The following is a 14,368-nucleotide window of genomic DNA, read 5'->3' as shown; positions in this document are numbered from 1 at the left end:
CTGGCCGCGCAGGTCGCTCACGCTGGAGTTGCCGCGGTTGCCGTCGTGACGCTCGCCGCGGTTGCCCTCGCGGTCGCCCCCGTAGGGACGCTCGCCGCGCTCGCCGAAGGAGCGCTCGCGGCCCTCACCGTGACGGTCGCGGAAGCGACGCGGGCCGCGGCCCCCGCCGAAGCCCTCGCGGCGCTGGCGCTGCTTGGTGACCGGAGCCGAGGGCTCCCAGACCGGGATCGGCTCGCCGCTGGGCGTGCGCGCCCCGGCGACCTCCTCCAGGCGGGGGTGGCCCGGGATGGCCTTGAGGCGGAACGGCTTGATGCCCGCGCGGCGGGTCATCGCGTCGGTGGAGCGCCGCTCGTTGGGGAGCACCAGCGTCATGACGGTGCCCTTCTCGCCGGCGCGGGCCGTACGGCCGCCGCGGTGCAGGTAGCTCTTGTGGTCCTGCGGCGGGTCGACGTGCAGCACGAGGCTGATGTTGTCGACGTGGATGCCGCGGGCCGCGACGTCGGTGCAGACCAGGACGTTGATCGCACCTTCCTTGAACTCGGCCAGGATGCGGGTGCGCTGGTTCTGGCGCTTGCCGCCGTGCAGGCCGCCGGCCTTGACGCCGACCTGGGCCAGCTGCTTGCACAGGCGGTCCACCCCGTGCTGGGTGCGGACGAAGATGATCGTCCGGCCCTCGCGGTTGGCGATCTCGGCGGTCACCGGGAACTTGTCGTCGCGGTGCACCTCCAGCACGTGGTGCTCCATGGTGTCCACCGGCGAGGTGGCCGGGGCCAGGGAGTGGGTCACCGGGTCGGACAGGAAGCGCTTGACGAGCTTGTCCACGTCGCCGTCGAGGGTGGCCGAGAACAGCAGGCGCTGGCTGCCGGCCGGGGTCTGCTGCAGCAGGGCGCTGACGACCGGGAAGAAGCCGAGGTCGCACATGTGGTCGGCCTCGTCCAGGACGGTCACCTGGACCTCCTCCAGGGAGCACTCGCCCTGCTGGATGAGGTCGGTCAGGCGGCCCGGGGTGGCCACGACGATCTCGACGCCGCGGCGCAGCGCCTCGATCTGGCGGCCCATGGACATGCCGCCGACGACGGTCTTCATGCGCAGCGACAGGCCGCGGCCCAGGGGCTCGAGCGCGTCGGTGACCTGCATGGCCAGCTCGCGGGTCGGCACCAGGATGACGGCGCGGGGACGGCCGGGGGCCGCCTTGACGCCGGCGATGCGGGCCATGGTGGGCAGGCCGAAGGCGAGGGTCTTGCCGGAGCCGGTCTGGCCGCGGCCGAGCACGTCGATTCCGGCGAGGACGTCGGGGATGGCGATGCGCTGGATGGGGAAGGGGCTGTCGATGCCCTGACGGGAGAGGCCGGCCACCAGGGGCTTCGGCAGACCGAGCAGCGTGAACTCGGACACGCCGGAGGGCGCGTCGACGAGCTCGCTGAACTCGGTGTTCTCGGGCAGGGCAGCGTCGAGCATGGTCACGAAGATTCGTGCCTTTCGATAGAAGTACGTGGCACGTCACTTCTGCGAAAGGACGAGCCTGGAACGCGCGGCGGGGAGCCGCGCTCGATCGACGCCCACTGGAGGGGCGGTGGTGCGGTGCATGTCGAGGCGCACCGCACGGGGCGGGTCAAGCTTACCCGCACGCAGTCAAACCACGATCAAGCATCCCCGGCGTTCGCAGTGCCGGGTGGGCCGGGGCGGCCGCGCCATGGGGCGGTCGCTTGTCCGTAACTGGAGTCAACGCTCCGCACCGGGCGTTTCTTCCCGGCACCGGGGCATCTTCTCACACATTCCAGTACGGCTCGCAACTCGAGGGTCGCGAACCGTACCGGAACGGCCAGGGGTCAGACGTTGAAACCGAGCATCCGCAGCTGGTCGCGCCCCTCGTCAGTGATCTTGTCCGGACCCCACGGCGGGAGCCAGACCCAGTTGATCTTCACATCGGAGACCATGCCGTCCAGGGCCGAGTGCGCCTGCTCCTCGATGACGTCGGTCAGCGGGCACGCCGCGCTGGTCAGGGTCATGTCGATGGTGGCGATCGGCGGGGCTCCGGCCTCGGCGGGGTCGAGGTTGACCCCGTAGATCAGGCCGAGGTCCACGACGTTGATGCCGAGCTCGGGGTCGACGACGTCCTTGAGGGCCTCCATGACCTCATCGAGGGTGGTCTCCCCGTCGTACGCCGAGGTCGGCGTCTCCACGGGCTTGCTCATCATGCACTCCTCACAACCGCGTCCTTGTAGGCCATCCACGCGAGCAGCGCGCACTTGACCCGGGCCGGGAACTTGGCGACCCCGGCGAACGCCACCGCGTCGCCGAGGACCTCCTCGTCCGGCTCGACCTTGCCCCTGCCCTGCATGAGCCGGGTGAACTCCTCCACCACCGAGAGCGTCTCCTCCACCGTCGAGCCGGTGGCCAGCTCGTGCAGCACCGAGGCCGCGGCCTGGCTGATCGAGCAGCCCTGCCCGTCGTAGGAGACGTCCTCGACCTTGCCCCCCTCGCCGACCTTCACCCGCATGGTGATCTCGTCACCGCAGGTCGGGTTGACGTGGTGGACCTCGCTGTCGAAGGGGTCGCGCAGTCCGCGCCCCTGCGGGTGCTTGTAGTGCTCCAGGATCAGTTCCTGGTACATCGACTCGGCGATCATAGGATTGCGCTCACTCGTGGGCTCGGCTGCTCCGGCATCGCTACGCGAACACCTTCCGCACGTGGTGGAGGCCGCGGACCAGGGCGTCGATCTCGGCCGGGGTGTTGTAGAGGTAGAAGGAGGCCCGCGTCGTGGCGGGGATCCCGAACCTCAGGTGGAGCGGGCGGGCGCAGTGGTGCCCCACGCGCACGGCCACACCGAACTCGTCGTCGAGGATCTGCCCGACGTCGTGCGGGTGGATCCCCTCCAGCGTGAAGGACACCGTACCGCCGCGGTCCTGGAGATCGCGCGGGCCGATCACCTTCAGGCCCGGCACCTCGCCCAGCGCCTCCAGCGCGTAGCCGGTCAGCTCGCGCTCGTGGCCGGCGATGGCGTCCATGCCGATCGAGGACAGATAGTCCAGCGCGGCGCCCAGGCCGATGGCCTCGACGATCGGCGGGGTGCCGGCCTCGAACTTGTGCGGGGCCGGCGCGTAGGTCGAGCGGTCCATCCAGACCGCCTCGATCATCTCGCCGCCGCCCAGGAACGGGGGCATGGCCTCCAACAGCTCGCCGCGGGCCCACAGCACGCCGATGCCCGAGGGGCCGACGGCCTTGTGCCCGGTGAAGGCCAGGAAGTCCACGCCCAGCGCCGCCACGTCCACCGGCTTGTGCGGGACCGACTGGGAGGCGTCCAGCATCATCAGCGCGCCCACCTGCCGGACCCGGGCCAGCACCCGGGCCACCGGGTTGACGGTGCCCAGCACGTTGGACTGGTGCGCGATCGACACGATCTTCGTGCGCTCGGTGACCAGCTCGTCGAGGTTGGACAGGTCCAGCCGGCCCTCGTCGGTGACGGAGAACCACCGCAGCGTCGCGCCGGTACGGCGGGCCAGCAGCTGCCACGGCACGATGTTGGAGTGGTGCTCCATCTCCGAGATGACGATCTCGTCGCCCGGCCCCATCACGAACCGGGGGTCCTCGTTGATGGGGTTGCCGAAGGCGTAGGCCACCAGGTTGAGCGCCTCGGAGGCGTTCTTGGTGAAGACGATCTCGTCGCGGTCGGGAGCGCCGACGAACGTGGCGACCTTGTCACGGGCGCTCTCGTACGCCTCGGTGGACTCCGCGCCCAGCACGTGCATGGCGCGGCCGACGTTGGCGTAGTGGCTCGCCAGGTGCTCGCGCATGACCTCGATCACCTGGGTGGGCTTCTGCGATGAGTTGCCCGAGTCGAGATAGACCAGCGGCCTGCCGCCGGGCAGCTCGCGGGACAGGACCGGGAAGTCCTTCCTGATCCTCTCCACGTCGAACTCTGTGCTCATCGGTCGCTCACCGCTCCTCATTCGCTTCGCGGACGGCCTCGTACCTCAGCCGGCCGCTCCACTCACTACGTCGGGCTCGCTCCGCGCTCATCACTCGCTCACCACTCCGTCCTCGTCCCGCCTGAGATCACGCAGAGGCCTTGGTGTAGGCCTCGTAGCCCTCGGCCTCCAGCTTGTCGGCGAGCTCGGGGCCGCCCTCCTCCACGATCCGGCCGCCGGCGAAGACGTGGACGAAGTCCGGCTTCACGTAGCGCAGGATGCGGGTGTAGTGGGTGATGAGGAGGACGCCGGTCTCACCGGCGGCGCGGAAGCGGTTGATGCCCTCGGAGACCACGCGCAGGGCGTCGACGTCCAGGCCGGAGTCGGTCTCGTCGAGGACGGCGATCTTCGGCTTGAGCAGCTCCAGCTGGAGGATCTCGTGGCGCTTCTTCTCACCGCCGGAGAAGCCCTCGTTCAGGTTGCGCTGGGCGAAGGCGGGGTCGATGGACAGGGCGTCCATGCCGGCCTTGAGGTCCTTGGCGAACTCGCGGAGCTTGGGGGCCTCGCCGCGCACGGCGGTCACCGCCGAGCGCAGGAAGTTGGAGACGCTGACGCCGGGGACCTCGACCGGGTACTGCATGGCGAGGAACAGGCCGGCGCGGGCGCGCTCGTCCACGCCGAGCTCCAGCAGGTCGACGCCGTCGAGCAGGACCTGGCCGCCGGTGATGGTGTACTTCGGGTGACCGGCGATCGCGTAGGCGAGCGTGGACTTGCCCGAGCCGTTGGGGCCCATGATGGCGTGGGTCTCGCCGGCCCTCACGGTCAGGTTGACGCCGCGCAGGATCTCCTTGTCCTCGACGGCGACCTGGAGATCACGGATCTCGAGAGTTGACACTATGACTCCTTCGAGAGCGAGACGAGGACGTCATCGCCGTCGATCTTCACTCGGTAGACGGGGACGGGCTTGTTGGCGGGCGGGCCGGTCGGCTTGCCCGATCGCAGGTCGAAGCACGAGCCGTGCAGCCAGCACTCCAGGGTGTCGTCGTAGACCTCACCCTCGCTGAGCCGGACCTCGGCGTGGGAGCACACGTCGTACAGAGCGTGGACCTCCTCGCCCCGGCGGACCAGGGCGACCGGGGTCTCCCCGACCTCGATGCCGATCACGCCCCCGTCGGGGATGTCGGCCAGCTTGCAGGCCTTCTCGAACGTCATCCGGCGAGCTCCGCCTCGACCTTGGCCATGACGCGCTCGCGGAGCTCCTCCACCTCGATCTTCTCGATGAGCTGGCCGAAGAAGCCCCGGATGACCAGGCGCCTGGCCTCCTCGAACGGGATGCCGCGCGCCTGCAGGTAGAAGATGTGCTCGTCGTCCAGGCGGCCCGAGGCGCTGGCGTGACCCGCCCCGGCGACCTCGCCGGTGAGGATCTCCAGGTTCGGCACCGAGTCGGCGCGGGCGCCGTCGGTGAGCAGCAGGTTGCGGTTGAGCTCGTAGGTGTCGGTGCCCTCGGCCTCGACCCGGATGATCACGTCGCCGATCCAGACCGCGTGGGCCTGCTCGCCCTGCAGCGCGCCCTTGTAGACGACGTTGCTGCGGCAGTTGGGCTGGGAGTGGTCGACCAGCAGGCGGTGCTCCAGGTGCTGGCCGGCGTCCACGAAGTACAGGCCGGTCAGGTCGGCGTCGCCACCCGGGGCGGTGTAGGAGACCGACGGCGAGAGCCGTACCAGGTCGCCGCCGAGGGTCACCACGAAGCTGCGGAAGGTCGCGTCCTTGCCGAGCTGGGCGTGGTGGTGGGAGACGTGCACCGCGTCGTCGGCCCAGTCCTGCAGGCTGACGACCTTGAGCGTGGCGCCGTCGCCGACGACGAACTCGACGTTGTCGGCGTAGAGCGCGCTGCCGCGGTGGTCCAGCACGACGACGGCCTCGGCCATCGCCTCCAGCTTGATCACGGTGTGGCCGTAGGCCACACCGCCGCCGCCGGTGAAGGTCAGGACCGTCGGCGTGGAGGCGACCGCCTCGCGCGGCACCGTGACGACGGTGGCCTTCTCGAAGACGGCGTAGGCCTGGGCGCTGATCCGGTCGGTCGGCACGTAGGCCTTGCCGACGCGCTGGTCGTCGCGGCCCACCGTCTCGACGACGACCTCGGGGGCCGCCTCGACGGAGACGGCCACGCCGCCGCCGGAGGCGACGGCGCTGCCGTCGTGCAGGCCCTTCAGGCGCGACAGGGGGGTGAAGCGCCACTCCTCCTCGCGGCCGGTGGGCACGTCGAAGTCGGCCGGGTCGTAGGAGGCCTTCTCATGGAGGGTCGACAGGGGCTTGGTTTCGAGACCCATCAGCCGACGGCCCCTTCCATCTGCAGTTCGATCAGGCGGTTCAGCTCGAGGGCGTACTCCATCGGGAGCTCGCGGGCGATCGGCTCGACGAAGCCGCGCACGATCATCGCCATCGCCTCGTCCTCGTCCAGGCCGCGGCTCATCAGGTAGAACAGCTGGTCGTCGGAGACCTTGGAGACGGTCGCCTCGTGCCCCATGGCGACGTCGTCCTCGCGGACGTCGACGTAGGGGTAGGTGTCCGAGCGGCTGATCTGGTCGACCAGGAGCGCGTCGCACTTGACGGTGCTGGCGCTGCCGTGGGCGCCCTCCTCGATCTGGACCAGGCCGCGGTAGGAGGTACGGCCGCCGCCGCGGGCCACGGACTTGGAGATGACCGTGGAGCTGGTGTTCGGCGCCAGGTGGACCATCTTGGCCCCGGCGTCCTGGTGCTGGCCCTCGCCCGCGAAGGCGACGCTCAGCGTCTCGCCCTTGGCGTGCTCGCCCATCAGGTAGACGGCGGGGTACTTCATCGTGACCTTGGAGCCGATGTTGCCGTCGATCCACTCCATGGTCGCGCCCTCGTAGGCCACGGCGCGCTTGGTGACCAGGTTGTAGACGTTGTTCGACCAGTTCTGGATGGTCGTGTAACGGCAGCGGGCGCCCTTCTTCACGATGATCTCCACGACCGCGGAGTGCAGCGAGTCGGAGGAGTAGATCGGCGCGGTGCAGCCCTCGACGTAGTGGACGTAGGAGTTCTCGTCCACGATGATCAGGGTCCGCTCGAACTGGCCCATGTTCTCGGTGTTGATCCGGAAGTAGGCCTGGAGCGGGATCTCCACGTTGACGTTCGGCGGCACGTAGATGAAGGAGCCGCCGGACCAGGTCGCGGTGTTCAGCGCGGCGAACTTGTTGTCGCCGACCGGGATGACGGAGCCGAAGTACTCCTTGAAGAGCTCCTCGTGCTCGCGCAGGCCGGTGTCGGTGTCGACGAAGATGACACCCTTCTCCTCAAGGTCCTCACGGATCTTGTGGTAGACGACCTCGGACTCGTACTGGGCGGCGACGCCGGCGATCAGGCGCTGCTTCTCCGCCTCGGGGATGCCGAGCTTGTCGTAGGTGTTCTTGATGTCCTCGGGCAGCTCGTCCCAGGAGGCGGCCTGCTTCTCGGTGGAGCGCACGAAGTACTTGATGTTGTCGAAGTCGATGCCCGACAGGTCGGAACCCCAGGACGGCATGGGCTTCTTACCGAAGAGACGCAGGCCCTTCAGGCGCAGGTCCAGCATCCACTCCGGCTCGTTCTTGAGCGCGGAGATGTTGCGGACGACCTCTTCGGACAGGCCACGCTTGGCGGCCGCGCCTGCCGCGTCCGAGTCGGCCCAGCCGAACTTGTAATTCCCGAGGCCTTCCAGCTCCGGGCGGTCGGTGACAGTCACCTTCCGGTCTCCTTGCTCGATTCGTCGATCGTTCTATGACGGGGCGGGCTCACGTGGGTGGTGCACACCCCGTCGCCGTGGGCGATGGTCGCGAGCCGCTGCACGGGCGTGCCGAGGATCTGCGCGAACGCCTCCGTCTCGGCCTCGCACAGCTGCGGGAACTCCGCGGCCACGTGCGCCACCGGGCAGTGGTGCTGGCACAGCTGTTCGCCGCCGACCCCGGCCTTGCTGGCCGAGGCGGCGTAGCCGTCGGCCGACAGCGCCTCGGCCAGGACGCGCACCCGCTGGTCGGCGGGGACGTCGTCCATCCCGGGGCGCAGGCGGCCGACGAGGCCGGACACCTGCTCGCGGGCGAACTCGGCCACGGCCTCCTCGCCCACGCGCTCGGCCAGGAAGCGCAGCGCGCTGCCCGCGAGATCGTCGTAGGCGTGCTCGAAGGCGCTGCGCCCGGCGTCGGTGATGGCGAACATCTTGGCAGGTCTTCCGCGCCCGCGCTGGCTGCGCGGGCGCGCCGTGCGGGGTTCGATCATCCCGTCGGCGAGCAGCGCGTCCAGATGGCGGCGGACGGCGGCGGGGGTGAGCCCGAGCCGTTCGCCGAGGGCGGCGGCGGTGACCGGTCCGTGTTCCAGGATGAGCCGGGCGACGCGCGCACGCGTGCCGCTCTCGGCGAGCACGCCGGAGGGCCGCACGGTGGCGGTCTCCTGAGTGCCTCGCATCCCGGTCACGTATTTCACAACATCAGTGTGGCGTAATTACTTCCCCGCTGCCAAACCGCCGTGAGCCTTTCTGCCAATGCGATTCGTCACGCAGGTAAGCCTTACCTAAGCTGGGGAAACAGCCCTCATGGGCCGCCCAAGCCCGGCGAACGCGGCGAAGGCCGCCACCGCGAACCCGGCCAGGACGGCGGCCATCGGCACCGCCGAGCCGTCGCCCAGCCCCACCAGCGGGGCGGCGAGCGCGCCGAGCGCGAACTGCAGCACGCCCAGCAGCGCGGCGGCGCTCCCGGCGACCTGCGGCGGCTGACCGGCCAGCGCGAGCGCGCCCGAGCCCGGCAGCACCAGGCCCGCCCCGCACATCATCACGAACAGCGCCGCGACCAGCGTGGCCAGCGGCAGGCCGAGGAACACCGCCGCCACCAGCGCGCCCGCCCCGGTCACGTAGGCCACCAGGCCGATCACGATCAGCCGTGCCGGCTCCGCCCGGCGCCCGGCGAGGCGGCCGCCGATCTGGGCGGTCACCGTCAGGCCGAAGGCGTTGATCGCGAACACCAGCGAGTAGGTCTGCGGCGAGGCGCCGTACACCTCCTGCAGGACGAACGGCGAGGCGGAGATGTAGGCGAACATGCCGGCGAAGCCCAGGCCGCCGGCGAGCGCGCTGGCCATGAAGGACCGGCTGCGGAGCAGCCGGCCGAAGGTGACCAGGGTCCGCTTCAGCCCGCCGGCCTCACGCTTGTCCGCCGGGAGCGTCTCGCGCACTCCGGACAGCGCGGCGGTCAGCAGCACCAGTCCCCCGGCGCTCAGCGCGACGAAGATCCCGCGCCAGGAGGTGTGGGCGAGCAGCTGGGCGCCGAGGATCGGGGCCAGGATCGGCGCGAGCCCGCTGACCAGCATCAGGGTGGCGAAGATGCGTGCGATGGCGGCCCCCTCGTACAGGTCGCGCACCACCGCTCGGACGATCACCAGCGCGGCGCCGCCCGCGATGCCCTGCAGCAGGCGGAAGCCGATCAGCCCGTAGACCGACGGGGAGAACGCGCACAGCAGCGAGGCGGCGGCGTAGGCGACGATGCCGACCATCAGGGGGATCCGGCGGCCCCGCACGTCGCTGAGCGGGCCGGCGATGACCTGCCCGACGGAGACGCCGATGAGGCAGGCCGTCAGCGTCAGCTGCACCTGCGCCTGGGCGGCGCCCATCTCCCCGGCGATGGCAGGGAAGGCCGGCAGGTACATGTCGATGGACAGCGGGCCGATCGCCGACAGCGCGCCCAGGACGAGCAGGAGCATCGCCCTGCGGCGCCCGTCCGGCGGGGCGGGGGCCGCCTCCGCCGGGGTCGGAGCCGGTACGGCGGCGCCCCCCTGTGCTGCGGTCTGTCCCGCTTGTCCCGGTACGGCATCGGCCGCGGTCATTCCCGGTCTCCCATCCCTCGCACATGACAGACGCCCGCGAGGGATCCCCACGGGCGGCAGGAGCCCGTAAGGGCCGAATGGCGGTAACAGGGATAAGGTCCGCTTTATTCCTAGAAAAAGGACGTCACGGAAGACAACGCCGGGGCAGCCTCGGGGACGGCCTCAGTACGACTGGGACGGGGGCACGAGCGACGGGTCCAGCTGGAGGATCGCGAAGACGGCGAACTCCGGGTCGGCCAGCACCGCGAGCGGGCCGCCCTGGCTGGTCAGCGGCTCGGTGAAGACCTTGCCCCCCAGCTCCCGGACCTTGGCCACGGTGGCGTCGGCGTCCTCGACGATGAAGTACGTCCTCCACTGCGAGGGGATGTCGGCGGGGATGTCGGGGCCCATCGGCGCCATGCCCGCGACGCGGCGATCGCCCAGGTACCACTCGACGTAGCGCCTGCGGCCTTCTCCGCGCGCCCGGGCCTGCCAGCCGAAGACCCGCGGATAGAAGGACAGGGCGACGGCGGGGTCGCGCGCGGAGAGCTCGACCCAGCCGAAGGCGCCGGGCTCCACGGTGACCTCCGCGCCGAAGTCCGACAGCCGCTGCCAGATCGACAGCACGGCCCCCGTCGGGTCCTGGAAGGCGGCCATCACGCCCCTGTCCATGATCTGCACCGGCTCCAGGACGACCTCTCCCCCGGCCGCGCGCACCTCCTCCAGCGTGGCGGCGGCGTCCTCGACGGCGATGTAGACGCTCCACATCGCGGGCACGCTCCGGCAGGCGGCGGGTGTGATCCCGGCCACCAGCCTGCCCTCGCAGGTGAACCTGCCGTACCCGCCCTGCTCCGGGTCGGAGTCGAACCCCACCTCCCAGCCGAACAGCTCCCGGTAGAACCCGGCCGACAGCGCGACGTCGGTGCTCGAGAGCTCCACCCAGCACGGAGTGCCGGAGGCGTAGCCGCTGCGCTCGGGCATACCGGACCTCCTTGCGTCACAGCGGGGACCCGCCCAGGGTCACATACGCGGATCGGTATCCATCAACGGTGATCGGCGGATTTGAGGGGATCAGCCGCAAGCTTTTACCTGACATGGGAGCCTCCGGGCACGAGGGTGCGAGCGGGACCGGCCCGGGGAGTCCTTAAACTCGTGGCCATGGACTCCCCAGCCGTCGAGATCATCGATCTGGTCAAGAGATACGGCCGAACGACCGCGATCGACGGCCTGACCCTCAGCGCCCGCCGCGGCGCCGTCACCGCCATCCTGGGGCCCAACGGCGCGGGCAAGACCTCCACCATCGAGATCTGCGAGGGGTTCCGGCGGGCCGACGGCGGCAGCGTGAGCGTGCTCGGGCTCGACCCGTCCCGGCCGGAGCTGCGGGCGCGGGTGGGTGTGATGCCGCAGGCCGGAGGCGTGCCCCCGGCGATGCGCTGCGGGGAGTGGCTGCGGCTGATGTCCCGCTTCCACGCCGCCCCGCTCGACCCGGCCGCGCTGCTGGAGCGGCTGGGGATGGCCGCGCACGCGCGCACGCCGTACCGGCGGCTGTCGGGCGGCCAGCAGCAGCGCGTCTCGCTGGCCGGGGCCGTCATCGGCCGCCCGGAGCTGGTCTTCCTCGACGAGCCGACCGCCGGGCTGGACCCGCAGGCCCGGCACGCCTGCTGGGAGCTGGTGGGCGAGCTGCGGGCGGCGGGGGTCTCGGTGGTGCTCACCACCCACCACATGGACGAGGCCGAGAAGCTCTCGGACCACGTGGTGATCATCGACCACGGGACGGTGGTGGCCGAGGGCACCCCCTCCTCCCTCACCGGCGCCGAGCGGCAGCTGCGCTTCCGCGCCCGGCCGGGGCTGGCCCTGGACGAGCTGCTGACCGCCCTGCCCACCGGGAGCGCGGCCAAGGAGTCGCCCTCGGGGCACTACATCATCGAGGGCCAGGTCGGCCCCGAGCTGCTGGCGACCGTGACCGCCTGGTGCGCCGCCGAGGGCGTGACCGCCGACGATCTCAGCATCGAGCGCCGCACCCTGGAAGACGTCTTCCTCGAACTGACCGGCCGGGAGCTGCGATGACCACGACGACCGGGCTGGACTTCAGCCCCGCCCCCGGCGCCGCGCCGCTGCCCCGGATGGTCGCGGCCCAGGCCGGCGCGGAGATCCGGGCCATGCTCCGCAACGGCGAGCAGCTCCTGCTCACCATGGTCATCCCGCTGCTGCTGCTCACCGGCTTCTCCCTGGCGCCGCTGGTGGACGTCGGCGAGGGCGCCCGGGTGGACTTCGTGGCCCCCGGCGTGCTGGCGCTGGCGGTGATGTCCACGGCCTTCACCGGCCAGGCCATCGCGACCGGCTTCGAGCGCCGGTACGGCGTGCTGAAGCGGCTGGGCGCGACCCCGCTGTCGCGCGGCGGCCTGATGCTGGCCAAGACGCTGGCCGTGCTCGCGGTCGAGCTGGTCCAGGTGGCGCTCATCGCGGGGGTCGCCTTCGCGCTGGGCTGGCGGCCCGCCGGCTCCCCGCTGCTGGCGCTGCCGCTGATCCTGCTGGGCACCGCCGCCTTCAGCGGGCTGGGACTGCTGATGGCCGGCACGCTGCGCGCGGAGGCCACCCTGGCCGGGGCGAACCTCGTCTACCTGGTCCTGCTGGGCTGCGGCGGGATCGTCTTCCCGCTGTCGGCCTTCCCCGACTCGGCCGAACCGGTCCTGGGACTGCTGCCGATCTCCGCGCTGGCCGGGGGTCTGCGCTCCGTCCTGAGCGACGGGGCGGGGACCCCGCTCGCCGCCGCGGCGATCCTGGCCGTCTGGGCGGCCGTCTCGCTCGTTCTCGCCTCGCGGACCTTCCGCTGGGAATGACACCGGCCTTTAGTAAGGTGCGTTGAAGCATTTGGCACCTTAAGGGAGAGCTCTGTGACCGCCGACGCCCTGCCGGGCCCCGCCGAGCCGTACAAGCCGGGCCTGCCCAGGCCGGGGGCCGTGCTGCGAGCCGCCTCCGACGCCATCCCGCCCTCCGGTCTGGTGCTGCTGGCCATCCTTTCGGTGCAGATCGGCGCCGGGTTCGCCAAGGACCTGTTCGCGCAGCTGCCGCCGAGCGCGGTGGTCTTCCTGCGGATCGCGCTGAGCGCGCTGATCCTGGGCGTGGTCGCCCGGCCCAGGCTGAAGGGGCTGACCTGGTCCGACCTGGGGATCGGGGTGGCCTTCGGCGCGACGCTCGGCCTGATGAACCTCTCGTTCTACGAGGCGCTGGCCCGGCTGCCCATGGGGATCGCGGTGGCGATCGAGTTCCTGGGCCCGCTCGGTGTGGCGGTGGCCGCCTCGCGGCGGCGCCTGGACCTGCTGTGGGTGGTGCTGGCCGGCTCGGGCATCGCGCTGCTGGCGCCCTGGGGCCAGGCCTCCGGCCTCAGCTGGCTGGGGATCGGCTTCGCCCTGGTCGCCGGGGCCTGCTGGGCGGGCTACATCCTGCTCTCGGCCGCCGTGGGCCAGCGTTTCCCCGGGACCGGGGGCGTGTCCTTCGCGATGATCGTGGCCTGCCTGCTGATCGCCCCGGTCGGCATCGGCTCGGGCGGGGCCGACCTGCTCCGGCCCGAGCTGCTCCTGATCGGCCTGGGCGTCGGGCTGCTGTCGTCCGTCATCCCCTACAGCATCGAGATGGAGGCGCTGCGCAGGATGCCCAAGCGGGTGTTCGGCATCCTGATGAGCCTGGAGCCCGCCGCGGCGGCGCTGGTCGGCCTGGTCGTCCTGGGCGAGGTGCTGCAGGTGCGGGAGTGGGCCGCCATCGGATGCGTGGTCGTCGCCAGCGTGGGCGCGACCCGCAGCACCGGCTGAGGTCCGCGGCGGTCGCGTACCCGCGGTGGTCCCGTATCCGCGGCGGTCCCTTATCCGCGGCGGCTCACTCCGGGCGGTCGGCCCAGATGCCCCGCACGTGCTGGATGTGGTCGCGCATCACCCGCTCGGACCCGCCCGTGTCGCCGGCCGACAGCCGCTCCAGCAGGTCCAGGTGCTCGCGGGCGGAGTCGACCAGCACGCCCCGCTCGGAGAGGGCCGCCAGGCCGTACAGGCGGGCCCGGCCGCGCAGGTCGCGCACCACCTCGACCAGGCGGGCGTTGCCCGCCAGCGTCAGCAGGCCCACGTGGAAGCGGATGTCGGCGTCCACGTAGGCGAGCAGGTCGCCCCCCTGCGCCGCCTCGACGATCCGCTCGGCGAGCGGGCGCAGCTCCGCGAAGCTCTCCGCGCGGGAGGCGTCGGCCAGCCGCGCCACGGTGGGCACCTCGATCAGCTGGCGGATCTCGGTGAGCTCGTCCAGGTCGCGCTCGGACAGCTCGGTGACCCGGAAGCCCTTGTTGCGGACCGCCTCGACCAGGCCCTCCTTGGTCAGATCGAGCATCGCCTCGCGGACGGGTGTGGCCGAGACGCCGAACTGGGCGGCCAGCACCGGCGCCGAGTAGACCACGCCGGGGCGCATCTCTCCGGTGATCAAGGCCGCGCGCAGCGCGTGGGCGACCTGCTCCCGCAGGCTCTGCCGCTCGCCCACGACCGGCAGGTCGAGCCGGTCCGGTGCCGAAGGAGCCATGCCAGCGCCTCTCATCTCGCTCGTCTCCGCGCCCCCGCGGGCGGCCCATTGTCTCAGACCCG

15 protein-coding genes are annotated in these 14,368 nt (G+C 71.3%); 3 read left to right on the top strand and 12 right to left on the bottom strand.

The window, feature by feature from the left end; all coding sequences use genetic code 11:
• The 11 genes from Pta02_RS09525 to Pta02_RS09475 all read right to left on the bottom strand — a co-directional run.
• Positions 1-1,458: DEAD/DEAH box helicase (locus Pta02_RS09525; protein WP_239130024.1), on the bottom strand; the 1,458-nt coding region annotated here is incomplete at its 3' end.
• 371 nt (positions 1,459-1,829) lie between these two features.
• A complete protein-coding gene (locus Pta02_RS09520; RefSeq protein ID WP_184941519.1) occupies positions 1,830-2,195 on the bottom strand; it encodes a metal-sulfur cluster assembly factor in 366 nt (121 codons plus the stop codon).
• Positions 2,195-2,629, bottom strand: coding sequence for a Fe-S cluster assembly sulfur transfer protein SufU (gene sufU / locus Pta02_RS09515; protein WP_203874348.1), 435 nt, complete (start codon positions 2,627-2,629; stop codon positions 2,195-2,197). Before sufU ends, Pta02_RS09520 begins: the two co-directional genes overlap by 1 nt.
• A gap of 40 nt (positions 2,630-2,669) precedes the next feature.
• Positions 2,670-3,929 (bottom strand): cysteine desulfurase, encoded by a 1,260-nt coding sequence (locus Pta02_RS09510; protein ID WP_203874347.1) that lies wholly within the window; start codon positions 3,927-3,929, stop codon positions 2,670-2,672.
• Between the two features lie 127 nt (positions 3,930-4,056).
• Positions 4,057-4,803 (bottom strand): Fe-S cluster assembly ATPase SufC, encoded by a 747-nt coding sequence (sufC, locus tag Pta02_RS09505; protein WP_203874346.1) that lies wholly within the window; start codon positions 4,801-4,803, stop codon positions 4,057-4,059.
• The gene (locus tag Pta02_RS09500; protein WP_203874345.1) at positions 4,803-5,120 is read right to left on the bottom strand and encodes a Rieske (2Fe-2S) protein; all 318 of its coding nucleotides are present in this window, start codon (positions 5,118-5,120) and stop codon (positions 4,803-4,805) included. Before Pta02_RS09500 ends, sufC begins: the two co-directional genes overlap by 1 nt.
• Entirely contained in the window at positions 5,117-6,238 is a 1,122-nt protein-coding gene (gene sufD / locus Pta02_RS09495) for a Fe-S cluster assembly protein SufD (RefSeq protein ID WP_203874344.1), read from the bottom strand. The genes Pta02_RS09500 and sufD overlap by 4 nt, the downstream gene beginning before the upstream one ends.
• The gene (sufB, locus tag Pta02_RS09490) at positions 6,238-7,650 is read right to left on the bottom strand and encodes a Fe-S cluster assembly protein SufB (RefSeq protein ID WP_203874343.1); all 1,413 of its coding nucleotides are present in this window, start codon (positions 7,648-7,650) and stop codon (positions 6,238-6,240) included. The genes sufD and sufB overlap by 1 nt, the downstream gene beginning before the upstream one ends.
• A complete protein-coding gene (locus tag Pta02_RS09485; protein ID WP_203874342.1) occupies positions 7,647-8,366 on the bottom strand; it encodes a helix-turn-helix transcriptional regulator in 720 nt (239 codons plus the stop codon). Before Pta02_RS09485 ends, sufB begins: the two co-directional genes overlap by 4 nt.
• 105 nt (positions 8,367-8,471) lie before the next feature.
• Positions 8,472-9,773 carry a multidrug effflux MFS transporter gene (locus Pta02_RS09480; protein WP_203874341.1) on the bottom strand — a complete coding sequence of 434 codons (1,302 nt, stop codon included), beginning with the start codon at positions 9,771-9,773 and terminating at the stop codon, positions 8,472-8,474.
• 162 nt (positions 9,774-9,935) lie between these two features.
• A complete protein-coding gene (locus tag Pta02_RS09475; RefSeq protein ID WP_203874340.1) occupies positions 9,936-10,733 on the bottom strand; it encodes a VOC family protein in 798 nt (265 codons plus the stop codon).
• A 177-nt stretch (positions 10,734-10,910) separates the two neighbouring features.
• Here Pta02_RS09475 and Pta02_RS09470 point away from each other — a divergent pair, with 177 nt between their 5' ends.
• The 3 genes from Pta02_RS09470 to Pta02_RS09460 are packed head-to-tail and all read left to right on the top strand — an operon-like array spanning position 10,911 to position 13,561.
• On the top strand, positions 10,911-11,819 hold the full coding sequence (locus Pta02_RS09470) for an ABC transporter ATP-binding protein (protein ID WP_203874339.1): 909 nt from the start codon (positions 10,911-10,913) through the stop codon (positions 11,817-11,819).
• Positions 11,816-12,592: an ABC transporter permease gene (locus Pta02_RS09465; protein ID WP_203874338.1), complete on the top strand. Its 777-nt coding sequence runs from the start codon at positions 11,816-11,818 to the stop codon at positions 12,590-12,592. Before Pta02_RS09470 ends, Pta02_RS09465 begins: the two co-directional genes overlap by 4 nt.
• Positions 12,593-12,646: 54 nt before the next feature.
• A complete protein-coding gene (locus Pta02_RS09460; protein WP_203874337.1) occupies positions 12,647-13,561 on the top strand; it encodes an EamA family transporter in 915 nt (304 codons plus the stop codon).
• Between the two features lie 64 nt (positions 13,562-13,625).
• Here the strand turns inward: Pta02_RS09460 and Pta02_RS09455 are convergent, their stop codons facing one another.
• On the bottom strand, positions 13,626-14,306 hold the full coding sequence (locus Pta02_RS09455) for a GntR family transcriptional regulator (RefSeq protein ID WP_203874336.1): 681 nt from the start codon (positions 14,304-14,306) through the stop codon (positions 13,626-13,628).
• Positions 14,307-14,368 lie beyond the last annotated feature (62 nt).

This window comes from Paraplanobispora takensis (genome assembly GCF_016863195.1).
Taxonomy (GTDB): domain Bacteria; phylum Actinomycetota; class Actinomycetes; order Streptosporangiales; family Streptosporangiaceae; genus Planobispora; species Planobispora takensis.
The sequence above is the reverse complement of the archived record's forward strand: the minus strand, read 5'-3'. Positions and strand labels throughout refer to the sequence as shown.